Here is a 17,346-nt window from a genome sequence, read left to right on the forward strand (position 1 = left end):
CATGGAATTTTTCCGGATTAAAAAAGATATTCCCTTTATGCGCCATGCATTGGCGCTCAATGCGGTTTCTCTAGTTACCTTTTTAGCCGCTGTTTTCTTCCTCTGGCATAACGGACTTCATTTATCAATTGAGTTCACTGGCGGTACGGTAATGGAGGTTTCTTACCCCCAAACTGCCCCCTTGGATTCCATTAGATCAAATGTAGAAAAGTTAGGTTACGCCGATACTCAGATTCAGAACTTTGGTAGCTCGCGTGATGTGATGATTCGCCTGCCACTACAAAAAGATGCTGAAGGGAAAATGATTTCCTCTGCGGATCAAAGTGCAGCAGTGATGAAGGCCCTTGAACCAGCAACTTCCGGCGTGAAGCTACAACGTGTTGAGTTCGTTGGTCCACAGGTTGGGCGTGAGCTAGCAATCGATGGATTGATGGCGCTGCTATTCGTAGTCATCGGCATCGTGGTCTACCTTTCCTTCCGCTTTGAGTGGAAATTTGCCGTTGCCGGCATCATCGCGAACTTGCATGACATTGTGATTATTCTTGGCTTCTTTGCCTTCTTCCAATGGGAGTTCTCACTCTCCGTATTGGCGGCGGTACTGGCTGTATTGGGTTACTCAGTAAACGAGTCTGTGGTGATCTTTGACCGAATTCGCGAAAACTTCCGCAAGTACCGCAAGATGAATACCCGCGAGATTATTGACAATGCGATTACCAGCACAATCAGCCGCACCGTGATTACTCACGGCAGTACTGAAATGATGGTTTTAGCTATGTTGATTTTTGGTGGCCCTACCCTCTTCTACTTTGCCTTGGCACTCACCATCGGTATCTTGTTCGGTATCTACTCTTCAGTATTCGTAGCAGCAGCTCTAGCAATGTGGCTTGGAGTGACGCGTGAGGATTTAGTTAAAGGTGAACGTAAACCTGAAGATACAACCCGCAATGATGACCCAAACTTTGGGGCACAGGTTTAAGCTTTAATTACTTAGTTAAGTGTGAAATTCTGATGCTCAAGGGCGGCTAATATTTTCTTAGTCGCACCTTGATGCTCAATCGAGTAGGCCGTTGCAGCACTCGACATCTTTGCCAGCTCGGCAGTATTCAATAGCAATTCTTTTAAAGCTTCCGTAAGGGCAATTGGCTCACTCAATAGCAGTTCGCCATTGATACGTTTTGCAGCACCCATCTCTATTGCATCCAATGCAGCCTGCTGGAAGTTGTAGGTATGCTCACCGAGTAATACGGGGCAGCCAGCAGCACAAGCTTCAATCAGATTCTGGCCGCCAAAGGGAAGTAGGCTGCCACCCATCACTACCAAATCAGCAGCGCTGTAATACATGGGCATCTCACCCATCGAGTCACCGAGAATGACATCTATCTCTGCATCACTTTTTGGCGTTTCCAGCCATTCTGTGCGACGTCGAAACTTCAAACCAATATCATGAATTTGATTGGCCACTTCTGAAAAACGCTCAGGATGACGGGGTACTAAGCAAAGTAATGGGGCAACATCAAATGCATTGCTAAGAAGTAAATCCTTCCAGGCCTTCAGAATGACTTCCTCTTCACCGTCCCGAGTGCTCGCAGCACAGACCATAAAGCGCTGTTTGGCATGTAACTCTTGCTTCCAAGATTTACCTTGCTGAGCTAGGCTTGGATCAAGCGGTACATCAAACTTGAGGTTGCCAACAATCTCCACTTTTTTGACATCAAGACTGCGATAGCGGTCAGCATCAAATTGCGTTTGAGCCAAGATACCTGCAAACGCCTGAAATAAAGATTTACCGGCCTTACCAAATCGATTCACTCGACGAGCACTTCGCTCGGATAGACGTGCATTCACTAAAAATAAGGGTAGGCCGATTTCCGCGCAATAGAACACCACAGTTGGCCAAGCTTCAGTCTCCATAAACAAACCGAATTTGGGTTTGAATGCACGAATGAAGTTGGCTACAGACCAACAAAGGTCATAAGGTGAATAGACTTGGCGTAGCTGGCCAGCGGCAATGGCTTTTGCAAATAAAGCAGCGCCAGTGCGACGGCCATTGAGTGTCATATGGGTCAGCAGAACGGTTTCACCTTGCTCCAGATAAGCCTCTACCAGAGGCTGAGCAGCCCTAGTCTCACCAACGGATACCGCATGAATCCACACCGAACCTTGGGTAATGGATTTGCCATAAGAAAAACCTAAGCGCTCGGAGAAATGGCTTAAATATTCAGATGAGTGGCGTGTACGCCAAGCCAGACGAATAAATGCGAATGGCAAGAGTAGATGCCAAAGCAATTGATAAACAGCAAACCAGAACTTGGGGCGGGCACCGTATTGCGAATCCTGCGGTGCGCGTCCAAGGTTTGGAGTCAAACTCACTTTTTTAGACGTTCGGTCAATTCGACCGCCTTGCCTAAATAAGAAGATGGAGTCATCTCAAGCAAAAGAGTTTTTGCATCATCCGGGATCTTCAATCCACGAATGAAAGTCTGCAAATCAGCTTGGTTAATACCTTTGCCGCGAGTCAACTCTTTAAGCTGCTCATACGGGTTCTCAATGCCATAACGACGCATGACGGTTTGCACTGGCTCTGCCAATACTTCCCAGCACTCGTCTAAGTCAGCAGCAATCGCCGCATGATTTACTTCCAACTTACCCAAACCACGCAAGGCGCTGTCATAAGCTAAAACGCTATGACCAAAGGCTGGGCCGAGGTTACGCAATACTGTTGAATCAGTCAGATCACGCTGCCAACGAGAAATCGGCAACTTCTCAGCTAGGTGACGCAATAAAGCATTAGCTACGCCCAGGTTACCTTCAGAATTTTCAAAGTCGATTGGGTTCACCTTATGCGGCATAGTTGAAGATCCAATCTCGCCTGCTTTAGTGCGCTGCTTAAAGTAACCAATCGAAATATAAGCCCAGAAATCACGGTCCATATCCAACAAGATTGTGTTGGCACGAGCAATCGCATCGAACAACTCAGCCATACCATCGTGCGGTTCAATCTGAATCGTGTAGGGATTAAATGTAAGGCCTAAGCGCTTCTCAACTACATTTTTAGAAAAGTTTTCCCAATCAAAATTCGGGTAAGCAGATAAATGCGCGTTGTAATTACCAACTGCACCATTCATTTTTCCTAAGAGTGGGACTGCAGCAATCGTTGCAATCGCACGCTCTAAACGTTTGGCAATGTTTGCCAACTCTTTACCCAATGTACTTGGGGAGGCTGGCTGACCATGAGTGCGAGATAACAAGGGAACCTTAGCATTCTCAATCGCCAAATCCGTTAATACAGAAAGTACTTTTCTGAGTTGCGGTAACAGCACTTCGTCACGCGCCCCACGCAACATCAAACCATGCGAGGTATTGTTGATATCTTCAGAGGTACAAGCGAAGTGAATAAATTCACTGGCCTTCAATAAGTCTGGGCGACCAGCTACTTTTTCTTTTAAGAAATATTCAACTGCTTTGACATCATGGTTGGTAACTGCTTCGATATCCTTAATGCGTTGAGCATCCGCATCTGAGAAGTTTTCTGGCAAGGATAATAAAAACGCTTCATCGGCCGCACTAATTTTTGGAACATCTGGCAAACCTGCGGCAGCCAAAGCTAAGAGCCAATGGATCTCCACAAACACCCGCTGACGCATAAATGCAGCCTCGGATAACCAAGGGCGCAAGGCATCTAGTTTTCCTGCATAACGGCCATCTAAAGGGGAAAGTGCATTAAGGGTAGAAATCGGCTGACTCACGAATATTGCCTTTACATTGAATGTGTCAATAAAGCCTGATTTTAATCGTTCTTGAAGGCAACCCAATTTGGCTGGGATGGCTATACTAAGTCACATGAAACTCATCGGATCCCTCACTAGCCCCTACGTACGCAAGGTACGCATTGTTTTCTTGGAAAAAAAGGTTGATATAGACCTAGAACTCGAGAATGTCTGGGCCGCAGACACCAAAATTGCCCATAACAATCCTTTGGGCAAGATTCCTTGCTTGATTTTGGATGATGGCGAGGCTATTTATGACTCTCGGGTGATTGCTGAGTATGCAGACACCCTCAGCCCTGTCAGCAAGCTTATTCCAACGGGTAGTCGGGAACGCGCTTCGGTTAAAACCTGGGAAGCCGTAGCTGATGGGGTCGAGGATGCCGGTATTTTGGCCCGCTTAGAAGTGACTTTGCGCCCTCCAGAGCAGCAAAGTCCAGACTGGCTTACACGCCAAATGGGCAAAATTGACGCCGCTTTGGCCCAAATGTCCCGTGAATTGGGTGAAAACGCCTGGTGCCATGGAAATCAGATGACTTTGGCTGATATTGCAGTGGGTTGTGCGCTGGGTTATATGCTCTTCCGCTTCCCTAATGTCGCCTGGCAAGCGCAATACCCCAACCTGGATGCCTTGTATCAAAAGTTAATGCAAAGACCTTCCTTTGCTGAAACAGCGCCTCCAGCAGCATAAATTCTTAGGCGGAAATAATTCCGCCGCCTAAGCAAATGTCACCGTCGTACAAAACGGCAGACTGGCCGGGGGTGACTGCCCACTGAGCTTCTGGGAAAGCTAGCTCAAAACTGAGAGACCCTTCCAATCCCGCGGCAAGTGAGCATGCAGAGTCTGCTTGGCGATAACGGGTTTTTGCTGAATATTGCCCTGGCGCAGGAGCCGTGCCCGCAACCCAACTAGCATCAATTGCAGATAGCTGATTAGCTAGTAGCCATGGGTGCTCATGGCCTTGGGCAACATATAGGGTGTTGTGAACAACATCTTTGCGTGCAACATACCAAGCATCGCCATTACCATCTTGACTACCACCTAGGCCAATGCCTTTACGCTGCCCTAGGGTAAAGAAGGCAAGCCCCATATGCTCTCCAACCGTTTTACCTTCAGGGGTTTTGATGGGTCCTGGAGTGCGTGGCAAGTAGCGGTTTAAGAATTCTCGGAAAGGGCGCTCGCCAATAAAACAAATTCCCGTGGAATCCTTTTTACGCGCATTGTGTAAACCAATTTGCTCGGCAATCTTACGCACTTCCGTTTTCGGAATCTCCCCCAAAGGGAAAAGAACATTCGCCAATTGGCTTTGGGTTAAGCGGTGCAGGAAGTAACTTTGATCTTTGCTGGCGTCCAATGCTTTTAATAATTGCACTTGACCGCCATCATGTCGAACCCGCGCATAGTGGCCCGTGGCGATGGCATCTGCCCCCAAACTCATGGCGTGATCTAAAAAGGCTTTGAACTTAATTTCTGCATTACATAAAACATCGGGGTTTGGGGTCCTTCCGGCAGCATATTCGCGCAAGAACTCGGCAAAAACACGCTCGCGGTACTCAGCAGCAAAATTGACCGCCTCGACATCAATACCGATCAGATCCGCCACAGACACCACATCCAACCAATCCTGGCGTGCCGAGCAGTATTCATCACTGTCATCGTCTTCCCAGTTTTTCATGAAAAGGCCAATTACTTCATAGCCTTGCTGTTTGAGCATCCAGGCTGCAACAGACGAATCCACCCCTCCAGACATGCCAACAACGACTTTGGATGGTTTTGAGGCTGGTATTGCGGAAGAATTGAGCGGGATCATCAAAAAATGCGAGAATTCAATATAAGCTGAAAACCCCATTGTAGAAGTCTTCCTTCAAACTTACCAAGATTCGAAGGAATGCCAAACGAATGGTGATCAGTGTAAATAGATAGGTAGTTTTTTGCCTATTTAACTAAAATAGATTTTTCGAAAAATTTGCATTTGGAGACATGCCATGCGCATAGGCGTACCGCTGGAAGTTAGACCCGGGGAAACTCGCGTTGCCGCCACACCAGAAACCGTTAAGAAGCTAGTTGGCCAAGGCCACACAGTCGTTATTCAAAAGGATGCGGGTGTTAAAGCCAGCCAGCCAGATTCTGCGTATGAAGCAGTAGGCGCAACCATTGGAAGCGCAGCTGACGCTTTTGGGGCGGAGATCGTTCTCAAGGTGCGCGCACCTGAAGCTACAGAGCTCAAGCAAATTAAATCTGGCAGCGTGCTCATTGGCATGCTCGATCCATTTGATAACGACAATATTGCTGCAATGGCTGCACAAGGCGTAACTGCATTCTCATTGGAAGCTGCCCCACGCACTACTCGCGCGCAAAACATGGACGTCCTCTCTTCACAAGCCAACATCGCTGGCTACAAAGCAGTGATGCTCGGCGCTAATGAATATCAACGTTTTATGCCAATGCTCATGACTGCAGCAGGAACAGTCAAAGCAGCGCGCGTACTTATCTTGGGTGCTGGTGTTGCCGGCCTACAAGCTATTGCAACTGCTAAGCGTTTAGGTGCCGTCATCGAAGCATCTGATGTGCGCCCTGCCGCCAAAGAACAAATTGAATCTCTCGGCGCCAAGTTTGTTGACGTGCCTTATGAAACAGATGAAGAGCGTGAAATCGCTCAAGGTGTTGGTGGTTATGCCCGTCCAATGCCAGAAGCATGGATGAAGCGTCAAGCAGCCTTGGTTGCAGAGCGCGCTCAACAAGCTGACATCGTGATTACCACCGCTTTAATTCCAGGTCGTAAACCGCCAGTCTTATTGCACAGCGATACCGTTGCCAATATGAAACCAGGCTCTATCGTGATCGACTTAGCGGCTGGTCGTGGCGATAACGGTTCAGGTAACTGTCCTTTGACAGAAGCAGACAAGATTGTTGAAAAGAATGGCGTGAAGATCATTGGCTATACCAACCTCGCGAGCATGGTGGCTGCAGATGCCTCTGCCTTGTACGCACGCAACTTACTTGATTTCATGAAGCTCATTGTTGATGCAGAAGCGAAGTTAGTTATCCCAACAGATGATGACATCGTTACCGCCTGCCTCATGTGTCGTGATGGCCAAGCCGTCCGTAAAAACTAATAAAGAAATTTCAAAGGAAACATCATGGATCTCGCTGCATTTCAAAGCATCCTTACAGTCCAAAACATCACTGTGTTTGTATTGGCCATTTTTGTTGGCTACCACGTTGTTTGGAATGTGACACCTGCACTTCACACTCCACTCATGGCGGTTACTAATGCTATTTCTGGAATCATTATTGTTGGCGCCCTACTTCAAACCGAAGTAATTGGCGGCGATGAGATCACCCTCACCAGCATCATTGGTGCAGTGGCAGTCTTCTTAGCATCAATCAATATTTTTGGTGGCTTTATGGTCACCCGTCGCATGCTTGAAATGTTCAAGAAAAAAGCCCCTAAGGCTGATGCGGCTGGAACTAAATAAAACTAGAACAAGATCTTATAGAGACCACAATAATGTTAAACATAACCGCGATTTCCTATCTCATCTCATCGGTGCTCTTTATCCTCGCCCTGCGTGGATTGTCATCACCAACAACCTCACGTCAAGGCAATACCTTTGGCATGATCGGCATGTTACTTGCCGTGATCACCACTTTCTTGATTCCCGACTTTAAGCCAGTCTTCTCATTGATTATTGGTGCAATTGTTGGTGGCGCCATCATTGGTACGCTCGCAGCTAAGCGCGTACAGATGACCAAGATGCCTGAGCTCGTAGCGCTCATGCACTCCTTTGTTGGTTTGTCAGCCGTATTGATTGCGATTGCAGCGGTATACAACCCTGCCCATGACCACACTGGCGCGCAAAAGATTGAGCTGTTTATTGGCGCATTTATTGGCGCGATTACCTTTACGGCTTCTGTCATTGCATTCGGAAAACTCTCCGGCAAGGTGAGCGGCAAACCTGTGACTTTTGCTGGCCAACATTTGCTCAATCTCATCCTTGCGATTGGTATGGTTTCAGGTGGTGTCATGTACTTCATGACAGGTAGCCATGAAGCATTCTTGGTAATGTGTGCGATTGCATTGGTATTGGGTGTGACTTTGATTATCCCAATCGGTGGTGCAGATATGCCCGTTGTTGTATCCATGCTCAACAGCTACTCAGGTTGGGCGGCTGCAGGTATTGGTTTCACATTAAACAATCCGGTATTGATTATTGCGGGTGCTTGCGTAGGTTCTTCTGGCGCGATTCTGTCTTACATCATGTGTAAGGCAATGAACCGTTCCATCTTGGCAGTATTGCTTGGTGGCTTTGGCGCCGAAGCTGCTGCTGGCGGCGCTGATGATGGCGGTCCAAAGAACTACAAAACTGGCTCCCCAGAAGATGCGGCTTTCCTCATGGAGAATGCGGACACTGTTGTGATTGTTCCTGGCTACGGCTTGGCTGTTGCCCGCGCTCAACACGCTCTGAAAGAATTGGCAGAGAAGCTGACTCATCATGGCGTGACCGTAAAGTACGCAATTCACCCAGTGGCAGGCCGTATGCCTGGTCACATGAACGTACTCTTGGCCGAAGCTGAAGTTCCATACGATCAAGTATTTGAAATGGAAGACATCAATAGTGATTTTGGTCAGGTTGATGTAGTGCTAGTACTTGGTGCAAACGATGTGGTGAACCCTGCTGCTCGTACACCAGGCAGCCCAATCTTCGGTATGCCAATTTTGGAAGCGTTCAAAGCCAAGACCATCATCGTGAACAAGCGTTCGATGGCCGCAGGTTATGCTGGTCTTGATAATGAACTCTTCTATATGGACAAAACCATGATGGTCTTCGGTGATGCGAAGAAAGTTGTGGAAGATATGGTGAAGTCAGTAAGTTAAGCAGTACACAAGCATCCATCCCAATAAAAAGCCGCCTTCGGGCGGTTTTTTATTACACTAAACATACTGCTTAAATTGGCAATTCCACTTTACGAGAGACTGCTATGCATAGTTTTATGGAAAATCACCTCAACCTGGTTCCATTTGCCCCTCTGATATTTTTTGTCTCAATTCTGATATTTCTATTGATAGGATGGCTCTATGGAAGATACCAAGTCCGCCGCTCGGATAAGGTGGTAATTAGAGATTCATTGGCAACAGCTATTTTTGGGCTATCGGCATTGGTACTCGGCTTTACTTTTTCAAGTGCAACTGATCACTTCGATAATCGGGTGAGCTTAACGCATCAGCAGTCCTATGCTCTTAATCAGATTGAACAATCGAGTGAGTATCTCAATCCAACAGATCGCGTCATAGTCAAAACCACCTTAAATCAAATTCTTTCCCTAAGAATGTCTAAGTATGAAAACATCAAAACATTTGATGATCTTGATGCCAATAATGATGCCTTAACTAAGGCTTTGAATACTCTTAATAAAGATATCAATCAAGCGATTTCGCGCGCCCCAGCGAGTACTAAGGATTTGGCCAACAACATCTTGAAACCTCAACTCACAAATCTCCTGGATGTTTTCCAGCAAGGGATTCTCAATGGAAAACGTCATCCCCCACCAATTATTGAGCGATTTCTATTTGCCCTGCTCTCAATAGGAGCCTTATTAAGCGGTTACTCGATGGCAGTCAAAAAGGAAGAGGATTGGTTTCTAACAGTACTTTATTTAGGCTTAATGGGGCTTGCACTGTACGTAATTTTTGCCCTGGAATTCCCACATCTTTTACTAGATCCACAGATGATGAATGCAGATTTTTTAAAACTTCAGAAAGCCTGGCAGTAATCTACTCGGAATCATCTTGCTATTTGCAAAAAGGGCTGCCATTGGCAGCCCTTTAACATTGCGAGGATTTTTGCTACTACTAAGCTACCTGAGCCTTTAGATACTTTGCGCGCATTGGACGCAATACAAAGAAGGCAAGAAGCGCTGCGCTTGCATCTAGAGCAATCATGATTGCAAACACAGGGATCCAACTCTCAGTAACGCCATGGATATAAGCTGCAATTGGGCCGCCGATAATAGAGCCCACCCCTTGTGCCATATACAAGAAACCATAGTTAGTCGTTGCATGTTTCTGACCAAAAGTATCTGTCAAGGTTGATGGGAATAAAGAGAAAATCTCGCCCCAGCCAAAGAACACAATACCTGACAAAATCACAAACATCACAGGGTCAGAACGTGTCATTACCCAGAAAAACATTGCTACTGCCTCAAGACCGAATGCAATAGTCATGGTGTATTCGCGTCCGATTTTGTCTGATACCCAGCCAAATAAGGGGCGTGTTAAGCCATTGGTTACACGGTCAATAGTTAAAGCCAAGGGCAACGCGGCCATACCAAAAACCATTGCGCCAGTAATTCCAAAATCTTTCGCAAATGCACCCATCTGAGAAATCACCATCAAACCTGATGTGGACATCATCGACATCATCAAGAACATCAACCAAAAAACTGGAGTCTTGAGCATTGCTTTAGGAGTAACTCCTGAAGCGGCCGCCTCAATCTGACCCGCAGTCTGGACGCGATCAGCATGAGGTACGCGAATGCCTTGAGCAGCTAGCAAGCCTACAGCGCCAATAATGTATCCAAAGAAAGTTAATGTGCCTTGTAAGCCAGTTTCAGTAAGGCTAGTGGCAATTGGAAAGGTTGTTAAGAGCGCACCGATGCCGTATCCAGCGGCAACCATGCCTACTGCAAAGCCACGGTTATTTGGAAACCAACGAACCATGAGGCCTACAACGCCAATGTAAACAATACCGGTACCCAGACCACCGAGCACACCATAAGTAATGTAAAGATTGGAAACTGTTGTGAGGTTTGCTGATAGAACCCAGCTTAAACCAGTGAGAATCGTTCCAATGGACAGCAAAAGACGAGGCCCAAACTTATCAACCAAATATCCCTGAAAAGGTGAGAAGAAAGTTTGCAACACAATCAAAATCGAAAAAGTAACCTGCAACTCAGTCAGAGTCACACCAAGCTGGCCCATGATGGGCTTGGTAAATAGCGCCCAAACATACTGGGGGCTTGAAATCGACATCATGCAAATGACGCCAAGGGCAAGCTGCACCCATTTGGACTTCAGGGGGTTAGTGCTAGCAGGTGCTGCACTCATTGTTGTTGTACTCATACTTGTCTCCTTATTCGAACTACTGGAATTTCTAAAAAATAAACTTAGAAATTCATTGTGTTCTTGGAGACTAGAAAGATTTACGATCAGATCACCCCTTTGGTGCAGTCCGCATGATATTGATGCACCCTCTAGCACCAATAAAAAACGCCCGGTCTTTTGAACCAGGCGTTTTAGTTTCTACAGCTTGATAGCTGAGGAAATATACGGCTATTACATCATGCCGCCCATTCCACCCATACCACCCATGCCGCCCATATCAGGCATGCCACCACCAGCGGAATCATCCTTTGGTGCTTCGCAGATTGCGCAATCAGTAGTCAACAATAAGGCTGCAACAGAAGCCGCATTAACCAATGCTGTTTTTGTTACCTTAGTTGGATCGATCACGCCTTGAGCTACGAGGTCGCCGTATTCACCAGTTGCTGCGTTGTAACCGTTGTTGCCCTTGCTGGCCAACACTGCATTAACAACTACGCTGGCTTCATCGCCTGCGTTAGAAACGATGATACGAATTGGCTCTTCCATAGCGCGCAATACGATGTTGATACCAGCGTCTTGGTCAGCGTTATCGCCTTTCAAGCCCTTGATACCTTGCATCGCGCGTAACAAAGCTACGCCACCGCCAGGAACAATACCTTCTTCAACCGCTGCACGAGTTGCGTGCAATGCATCATCTACGCGGTCTTTCTTTTCTTTCATTTCAACTTCAGTAGCAGCGCCAACACGAATCACTGCAACACCGCCTGCCAACTTGGCAACGCGCTCTTGCAATTTCTCTTTGTCGTAGTCACTAGTAGCTTCTTCGATCTGAACGCGAACATTCTTCACGCGCGCTTCGATTGCTTTAGCATCGCCAGCACCGTCAATAATGATGGTGTTTTCTTTGCCCACTTCGATACGCTTCGCTTGACCCAAGTGCTCAAGAGTTGTTTTCTCGAGTGTCAGGCCGATTTCTTCAGCGATCACAGTACCGCCAGTCAAAATCGCGATGTCTTCCAACATCGCTTTACGACGATCACCAAAACCTGGAGCCTTAACAGCACAAGTTTTAATGATCCCGCGAATGTTATTTACAACTAAAGTTGCCAAGGCTTCGCCTTCAACATCTTCTGCAATGATCAACAATGGACGGCCAGACTTCGCTACTTGCTCGAGTACTGGGAGCAAATCACGGATGTTGCTAACCTTCTTGTCAAACAAGAGAACATATGGTGTTTCCAGTATGGCAACTTGCTTTTCAGGCTGATTGATGAAGTATGGGGAAAGGTAGCCGCGGTCAAACTGCATACCCTCAACCACTTCAAGCTCATCTTCCAATGACTTGCCATCTTCAACAGTAATCACACCTTCTTTGCCTACTTTTTCCATGGCTTCAGCGATACGCTGACCAATGCTGTAGTCGCTGTTAGCTGAAATAGAGCCAACTTGAGCGATTTCTTTAGTAGTTGTGCAAGGCTTGCTGATTTTCTTGAGTTCTTCGATTGCCGCTGCAACCGCTTTATCAATGCCGCGCTTCAAGTCCATTGGGTTGTGACCTGAAACTACATATTTCATGCCTTCGCGAACGATAGACTGAGCCAACACAGTAGCTGTAGTTGTACCGTCACCAGCGATGTCATTGGTTTTGGAAGCAACTTCCTTCACCATCTGAGCACCCATGTTCTGGAGCTTGTCTTTGAGTTCGATTTCTTTTGCTACGGATACACCATCCTTAGTGATGGTTGGGCCGCCAAATGAACGCTCGATAACCACATTGCGACCTTTTGGTCCCAAAGTTGTTTTTACTGCGTTCGCAAGAATATTTACGCCTTCTACCATCTTGGTACGGGCGTTATCTCCAAATACGACGTCTTTTGCTGCCATGATTGAATTCCTCTCTTAAGTACTAATTACTTCTGTACAACAGCCATGATGTCGTCTTCACGCATTACGAGTAACTCGTCAGCGCCGACTTTTACTGTTTGACCTGCATATTTGCCAAATAACACGCGATCGCCAACTTTGACGTCCGGTGCATTCAACTTGCCGCTGTCATCACGCTTGCCTGGGCCAACTGCTAATACTTCGCCTTGATCTGGCTTTTCAGCAGCAGCATCCGGAATGATGATTCCAGAGGCAGTTTTTGATTCTTGATCTAAACGTTTAACGATAACGCGATCATGTAAAGGACGCAGATTCATTCCTTCTCCTATGTTAGTAAGTGTTAACTAATTAAAAAACTAATATAAATCAATGTGTTGCAATCTCTTAACACGAAGGCAACAAGCTTTTCAGCTGAATAAGCCTGTTTTAGCACTCGCGTGTAGGGAGTGCTGATTATATAGGTCTGATTCCAGGGATTTCAAGGGCAAATTTGAACTGCTGTCAATTTAGGTCCACTACCAAAGAGAGTTTTTCTATAGTAAATCATTGCAGCAACATGGGTTGATTTTGTATTATTTGGGGTACTTGGGTTTGGGGTGCTGGTGGTCTGTAACCTAAAGCGCTATGCGGCCTGACATGGTTGTAATGCTTAACCCACTCCCCCACGATGATCTGGGCTTCTTTTAAGCTATAGAAGATCTCCCCATCCAAAAGATTGTCTCTAAAGGTGCCGTTAAAGCTTTCACAAAAGCCATTCTCCCAAGGGCTGCCCGGTTCAATGTAGGCTGTCTTTACTCCAATGCCAGATAACCAACTACGCAGCTCTTTAGCAATAAATTCTGGGCCATTATCACTTCGGATGTGCTCGGGGATGCCGTGAGTAATCATGGCGTTGGCCAGTTGTTCAATCACTTGGATTGAGCCAATTCGTCTAGCGCAGTGGATCGTTAAACACTTTCTACTGAACTCATCAATCATGGTCAGCATCCGGATCTTGCCACCATAAGCGTCCCTGATAAAGACAAAGTCATAACTCCAAACATGATTGGTATGAGTAGCTCGCAACCTCATACAGCTGCCATCGTTAAACCAGAGTCTGCCTCTAGGAGGTTGCTTTTGTGGGATCTTTAGGCCTTCTTGCCGCCAGATGCGAGCAACCTTGGCGGTAGTCGCTTGCCCCCAACCAGCGTTACGCATCATGCCCGCAATAAATCTATAACCGTAACGGCCATAGGTGCTGGCCATGCGGATGACTTCGGCTCTAAGGGGCTCTTCGTCATCTCTAGGCAATGGCATATAGCGATACGCTGCTCTAGATAGCCCCACTAAACTGCAGGCAGTCCGCTCAGAGATAGAATGCTGGTCCATGAGCAGCTGCGCTGCATTTTTACGCCTAGTAGGGCTTAGAAGTTTCCCTTAATGACTTCCTTAAGCATGACTTCTCGTAGCGATAAGTCCGCTACGAGCTTCTTGAGTCGGGTATTTTCCAGTTCTAGATCTTTGTACTTACGAGCTTGATCGACCTTCATGCCGCCATAAATCTTGCGCCAACGATAGTAGCTTTGCTCTACCGTTCCCACTTCTTTACAGGCCTGGGCTAGGGTTTTGCCGTTCGTTGTCAGGACATCGATTTGACGCAATAAGGTGACGATTTGCTCGGGTTTAAGACGTTGGCCTTTTGCCATATTTAGCACTCCTTTAAGGTGAAGATTATCAAAAATCCTCTCTTCTGGAGTGGTACTAAAAATCAAGTCAGTTCACCTTAGATCTTGTGAAATCAAGCCCTTCACCAATATCATCAATTACAATCATTGGGCAGTCACCTGGCTTTAAAGATCTCCCCAACATGAGTGATTGTGCCCACAAAATATTTGCGTTAATTTGAATTGCTAATGCAAGAACACGAAACATGCCCTGAGACATTTCACCTTGAGTGGTAAAACAATTAAGCTCCACTTCTTTTACTGCTAACTGAGTAGGTGGCAGCCCAATAACAATTCCAGTAGGAATAACAGTCAAAACAATATCGCTGCAGTTATAGCCGACAGCCGATAAGTCAGACAAGATCAATTGCCTATATTCATCACCAAATCGTTCTAGAGTTTTTTTAAAAACATGTGCTGGATTATCTGAGAAATTACTCATAGAGAATCTATCGGTAGTTACATAGGGATTCTCATAAGCCGTAACGTTATTCCTTCCAAAATCTGACCCAAATCTATATACGCATAAACTAGATCCCCATTTAAATAGTTGGTCAAAATATGGATGTTGAATTTCATCTCTTCTTACAACGGCCATTAATTGATCTTCGGGAACCTTGTATTTAACTTTTTCAGTGTTCTTCCTATTTAATACAAAGCCACTACCATCCCTGGCCCTACTCATTATTTGAGTTTTCCCAACTCTGAATTGCTCACGAACAATTAGTTGATCTTTGACCTCTAGCTCATAGAGCTGCAATTCTTTTGCTTCGCCCTTCATTCTCTCGAACTCCACCACCCAAGAACCGCTGTTATATCTTGGAAGCAGCTTTCCGGAAACCAATTGGGATAGGTTGCCGATTAGATTAACTAAACGAGATTTTCCGCTTGAATTCTTTCCAACAATCAAATTAATTTGACCCAACTCCAGATCATCAATCTGCCATGTTTGAGATCCTGCCGGACCAAGAGCCCTCTCTTGATAGGATATTTTTTTTAAAAACATATATATATTAGGTCTGACTTATGTGGGTTTTATGGTCAAAACTATAACTGGAACGCCGTTCCCAGTCTATATCAATATAGGGCGGTTCCAGTGCACTTATGGTGCAGCATTCTTTCAATTTATTAGCTGTATATACGCCCAACTATTCAAAAAAATATGAATTAAGGATTCAATTTTTGAGGTCGCACGGCAAAATCTCAATTTAAGCTTCAGAAAATCAACAAACTCCCAAGTTAGACTGCGAAAAGCCTCCAAATTAGCATTTCGGTACTCTTCCTAAGTCATTGAATTTAATAGAATCTACAGTACCAACTTAAATTGCGAACGATAGCAGGCAAGTAGGTAGATTCCTACACATAAATAAGCCTTAAGCCCTTACCGCTCCAATCCGTCCTGCCTAGACTGGCTATTCAATGATTGGAGAATGCTGATGAGCCCGAAATCCCGGCTGTACACGCTTGTAAAGGCTTGGAAGAACAAACCCTTCCAAGAAGTGCGCGATGCCTGCGGCCAGCCTTGGCTTGGTCTTAGCGGCGAAGCGCTCGAAGAACACCAATCCTGGTCCCAGCGACAAGCGATTAGTAACGAACCCATCTTTAATAGCCAAGGAACTAAGCTGACGAGCTCTTTATTTAGACCATTACTGACTGCTTCCGACACCCAGATCCTCAGACTATTCATGGAGGGTTTGGACGCTGTTACGTATTGGTACCGTAGCGGTCGCTTCATTCCAGGCATCCTGCCCATGCCAGCGCAACACTTGGCATCCAGCAACTTCATAGATGCTTTAAGCGACCTGATTCTGAACTCGAGACTCCCTGTCGGCCTCGTGAGCTTGGGAGTGCACAAACTTAATGAGGCTGACTCCATGGATTCGTGCATGGAAGGCTTATTGCGCATGCGCCGCCTTGGGGTCTTAATTCATGCTATCGATTTTTGTGGGACCAACTCACAAATTCAATGGATTGAACAAATGGAACCAGAAGGAATTCATATTGAGATGGGGCAATTTCGAGCCGATGGCTTACCAAGCGAAATGATTTCTCTTGGCCAGAAATTTCATTCTGAAATCTATGCCAGCAACATCACACTGGTGAAGGATTTAGAAAATGTCATGGCAATCGGAGCACACCACAGCTATGGCGGACTGATGATGCCGCCAGTAAGCCGACATCAAATGCTACACATCAGCGATAGCCGTATCGCTAAGGCCATTTTTTCGCTGCACCCTCATAAAAACCTAAACGGAGACAAGTAATGAGAAAACGCGTGATGTTGGTAGATGACCATCCAGCTATGCTGATGGCATTAAAAAGTATGTTGCAGGATCAATTGCTTTTTGAGATAGCGGGACAGGCTCAGCATGGTGAGGAGTGTCTACGCTCAATCAAAGAAGTTAATCCGAATATGGTGATTCTGGATTTAGATATGCCCAAGACGGACGGCTTTGATGTCATCCGCCGGATTGGCTTGATGCATCCAGAAGTTCGCATTTTGGTGTTATCTAGCCTAGATGAAGCAGTCTATGGAGGAAGAGTGCGATCCCTAGGTGCGCATGGCTTTGTCAATAAGACAGCTGGGGCTGATGTTATTTTGGCTGCATGCGTTGCTATCTCACAGGGATATACCTTCTTTACACATGGGAAGAACGGCAATACCTCCTTAAGCGATAACGATAAGTTGGCATTGATATCTGATCGCGAGCTACAGGTCATGAAGTATCTCGGCAAAGGTAATACCAACCAGCAGATATCGGACTTACTGCACATTAGTAATAAGACGGTGGCAACCTACAAGACCAGAGTCTTTGACAAACTAGGCATTAACAATATTGCTGACTTAATCTTGTTCTGCCGCATGAACAACATCATCGAAAGCTAAAG

The 17,346-nt window shown here is 46.1% G+C and carries 16 protein-coding genes; 8 read left to right on the forward strand and 8 right to left on the reverse strand.

Features of this window, described 5'->3' with window-relative positions; genetic code table 11:
• The first annotated feature begins 1 nt into the window (after position 1).
• Positions 2 to 976, forward strand: a complete 975-nt coding sequence (gene secF / locus ICN14_RS05065) for a protein translocase subunit SecF (protein WP_216225396.1) — start codon at positions 2 to 4, stop codon at positions 974 to 976.
• An 11-nt stretch (positions 977 to 987) separates the two neighbouring features.
• Here secF and ICN14_RS05070 read toward each other — a convergent pair whose 3' ends face one another.
• The gene (locus ICN14_RS05070) at positions 988 to 2,370 is read right to left on the reverse strand and encodes a 3-deoxy-D-manno-octulosonic acid transferase (protein WP_370624813.1); all 1,383 of its coding nucleotides are present in this window, start codon (positions 2,368 to 2,370) and stop codon (positions 988 to 990) included.
• Positions 2,367 to 3,746, reverse strand: coding sequence for an adenylosuccinate lyase (purB, locus tag ICN14_RS05075; RefSeq protein WP_216225398.1), 1,380 nt, complete (start codon positions 3,744 to 3,746; stop codon positions 2,367 to 2,369). The genes ICN14_RS05070 and purB overlap by 4 nt, the downstream gene beginning before the upstream one ends.
• Positions 3,747 to 3,840: 94 nt before the next feature.
• On the opposite strand from purB, the gene ICN14_RS05080 reads away from it, so the two are divergent.
• Positions 3,841 to 4,455 carry a glutathione S-transferase N-terminal domain-containing protein gene (locus tag ICN14_RS05080; protein ID WP_216225400.1) on the forward strand — a complete coding sequence of 205 codons (615 nt, stop codon included), beginning with the start codon at positions 3,841 to 3,843 and terminating at the stop codon, positions 4,453 to 4,455.
• A gap of 4 nt (positions 4,456 to 4,459) precedes the next feature.
• Here ICN14_RS05080 and mnmA read toward each other — a convergent pair whose 3' ends face one another.
• Positions 4,460 to 5,575, reverse strand: coding sequence for a tRNA 2-thiouridine(34) synthase MnmA (gene mnmA / locus ICN14_RS05085; protein ID WP_216225932.1), 1,116 nt, complete (start codon positions 5,573 to 5,575; stop codon positions 4,460 to 4,462).
• 175 nt (positions 5,576 to 5,750) lie between these two features.
• Between mnmA and ICN14_RS05090 the strand changes: the two genes are divergently transcribed.
• The 4 genes from ICN14_RS05090 (at position 5,751) to ICN14_RS05105 (ending at position 9,540) form a co-directional block, all read left to right on the forward strand.
• Positions 5,751 to 6,881 (forward strand): Re/Si-specific NAD(P)(+) transhydrogenase subunit alpha, encoded by a 1,131-nt coding sequence (locus ICN14_RS05090; RefSeq protein ID WP_216225402.1) that lies wholly within the window; start codon positions 5,751 to 5,753, stop codon positions 6,879 to 6,881.
• A 24-nt stretch (positions 6,882 to 6,905) separates the two neighbouring features.
• Positions 6,906 to 7,244, forward strand: coding sequence for a proton-translocating transhydrogenase family protein (locus ICN14_RS05095; RefSeq protein ID WP_011903634.1), 339 nt, complete (start codon positions 6,906 to 6,908; stop codon positions 7,242 to 7,244).
• 32 nt (positions 7,245 to 7,276) lie between these two features.
• Positions 7,277 to 8,644 (forward strand): NAD(P)(+) transhydrogenase (Re/Si-specific) subunit beta, encoded by a 1,368-nt coding sequence (locus ICN14_RS05100; protein ID WP_216225404.1) that lies wholly within the window; start codon positions 7,277 to 7,279, stop codon positions 8,642 to 8,644.
• Between the two features lie 251 nt (positions 8,645 to 8,895).
• On the forward strand, positions 8,896 to 9,540 hold the full coding sequence (locus ICN14_RS05105; protein ID WP_216225406.1) for a hypothetical protein: 645 nt from the start codon (positions 8,896 to 8,898) through the stop codon (positions 9,538 to 9,540).
• A 79-nt stretch (positions 9,541 to 9,619) separates the two neighbouring features.
• Here the strand turns inward: ICN14_RS05105 and oxlT are convergent, their stop codons facing one another.
• From oxlT to ICN14_RS05130, 5 genes are all read right to left on the reverse strand, one after another.
• Positions 9,620 to 10,888 carry an oxalate/formate MFS antiporter gene (gene oxlT, locus ICN14_RS05110; protein WP_255535972.1) on the reverse strand — a complete coding sequence of 423 codons (1,269 nt, stop codon included), beginning with the start codon at positions 10,886 to 10,888 and terminating at the stop codon, positions 9,620 to 9,622.
• Between the two features lie 213 nt (positions 10,889 to 11,101).
• Entirely contained in the window at positions 11,102 to 12,754 is a 1,653-nt protein-coding gene (gene groL / locus ICN14_RS05115; RefSeq protein WP_216225408.1) for a chaperonin GroEL, read from the reverse strand.
• A gap of 26 nt (positions 12,755 to 12,780) precedes the next feature.
• Positions 12,781 to 13,071, reverse strand: coding sequence for a co-chaperone GroES (locus tag ICN14_RS05120; protein WP_216225410.1), 291 nt, complete (start codon positions 13,069 to 13,071; stop codon positions 12,781 to 12,783).
• Positions 13,072 to 13,297: 226 nt separating this feature from the next.
• Positions 13,298 to 14,439 (reverse strand): IS3 family transposase gene (locus ICN14_RS05125; protein ID WP_173959624.1). Its coding sequence is split into 2 segments (ribosomal slippage): positions 13,298 to 14,172 and positions 14,172 to 14,439, totalling 1,143 coding nucleotides; the frame shifts between segments, so codons are not numbered across the junction.
• 67 nt (positions 14,440 to 14,506) lie between these two features.
• Positions 14,507 to 15,463 carry an ATP-binding protein gene (locus ICN14_RS05130; RefSeq protein WP_216225412.1) on the reverse strand — a complete coding sequence of 319 codons (957 nt, stop codon included), beginning with the start codon at positions 15,461 to 15,463 and terminating at the stop codon, positions 14,507 to 14,509.
• Between the two features lie 430 nt (positions 15,464 to 15,893).
• Here ICN14_RS05130 and ICN14_RS05135 point away from each other — a divergent pair, with 430 nt between their 5' ends.
• Together ICN14_RS05135 and ICN14_RS05140 are read left to right on the forward strand one after the other, a co-directional pair.
• On the forward strand, positions 15,894 to 16,721 hold the full coding sequence (locus tag ICN14_RS05135; protein WP_216225413.1) for a diguanylate phosphodiesterase: 828 nt from the start codon (positions 15,894 to 15,896) through the stop codon (positions 16,719 to 16,721).
• Positions 16,721 to 17,344 carry a response regulator transcription factor gene (locus tag ICN14_RS05140; protein WP_046330786.1) on the forward strand — a complete coding sequence of 208 codons (624 nt, stop codon included), beginning with the start codon at positions 16,721 to 16,723 and terminating at the stop codon, positions 17,342 to 17,344. Before ICN14_RS05135 ends, ICN14_RS05140 begins: the two co-directional genes overlap by 1 nt.
• Positions 17,345 to 17,346: the final 2 nt, after the last annotated feature.

Origin of the sequence: Polynucleobacter sp. MG-27-Goln-C1, assembly GCF_018881905.1 — a bacterium.
Lineage (GTDB): Bacteria > Pseudomonadota > Gammaproteobacteria > Burkholderiales > Burkholderiaceae > Polynucleobacter.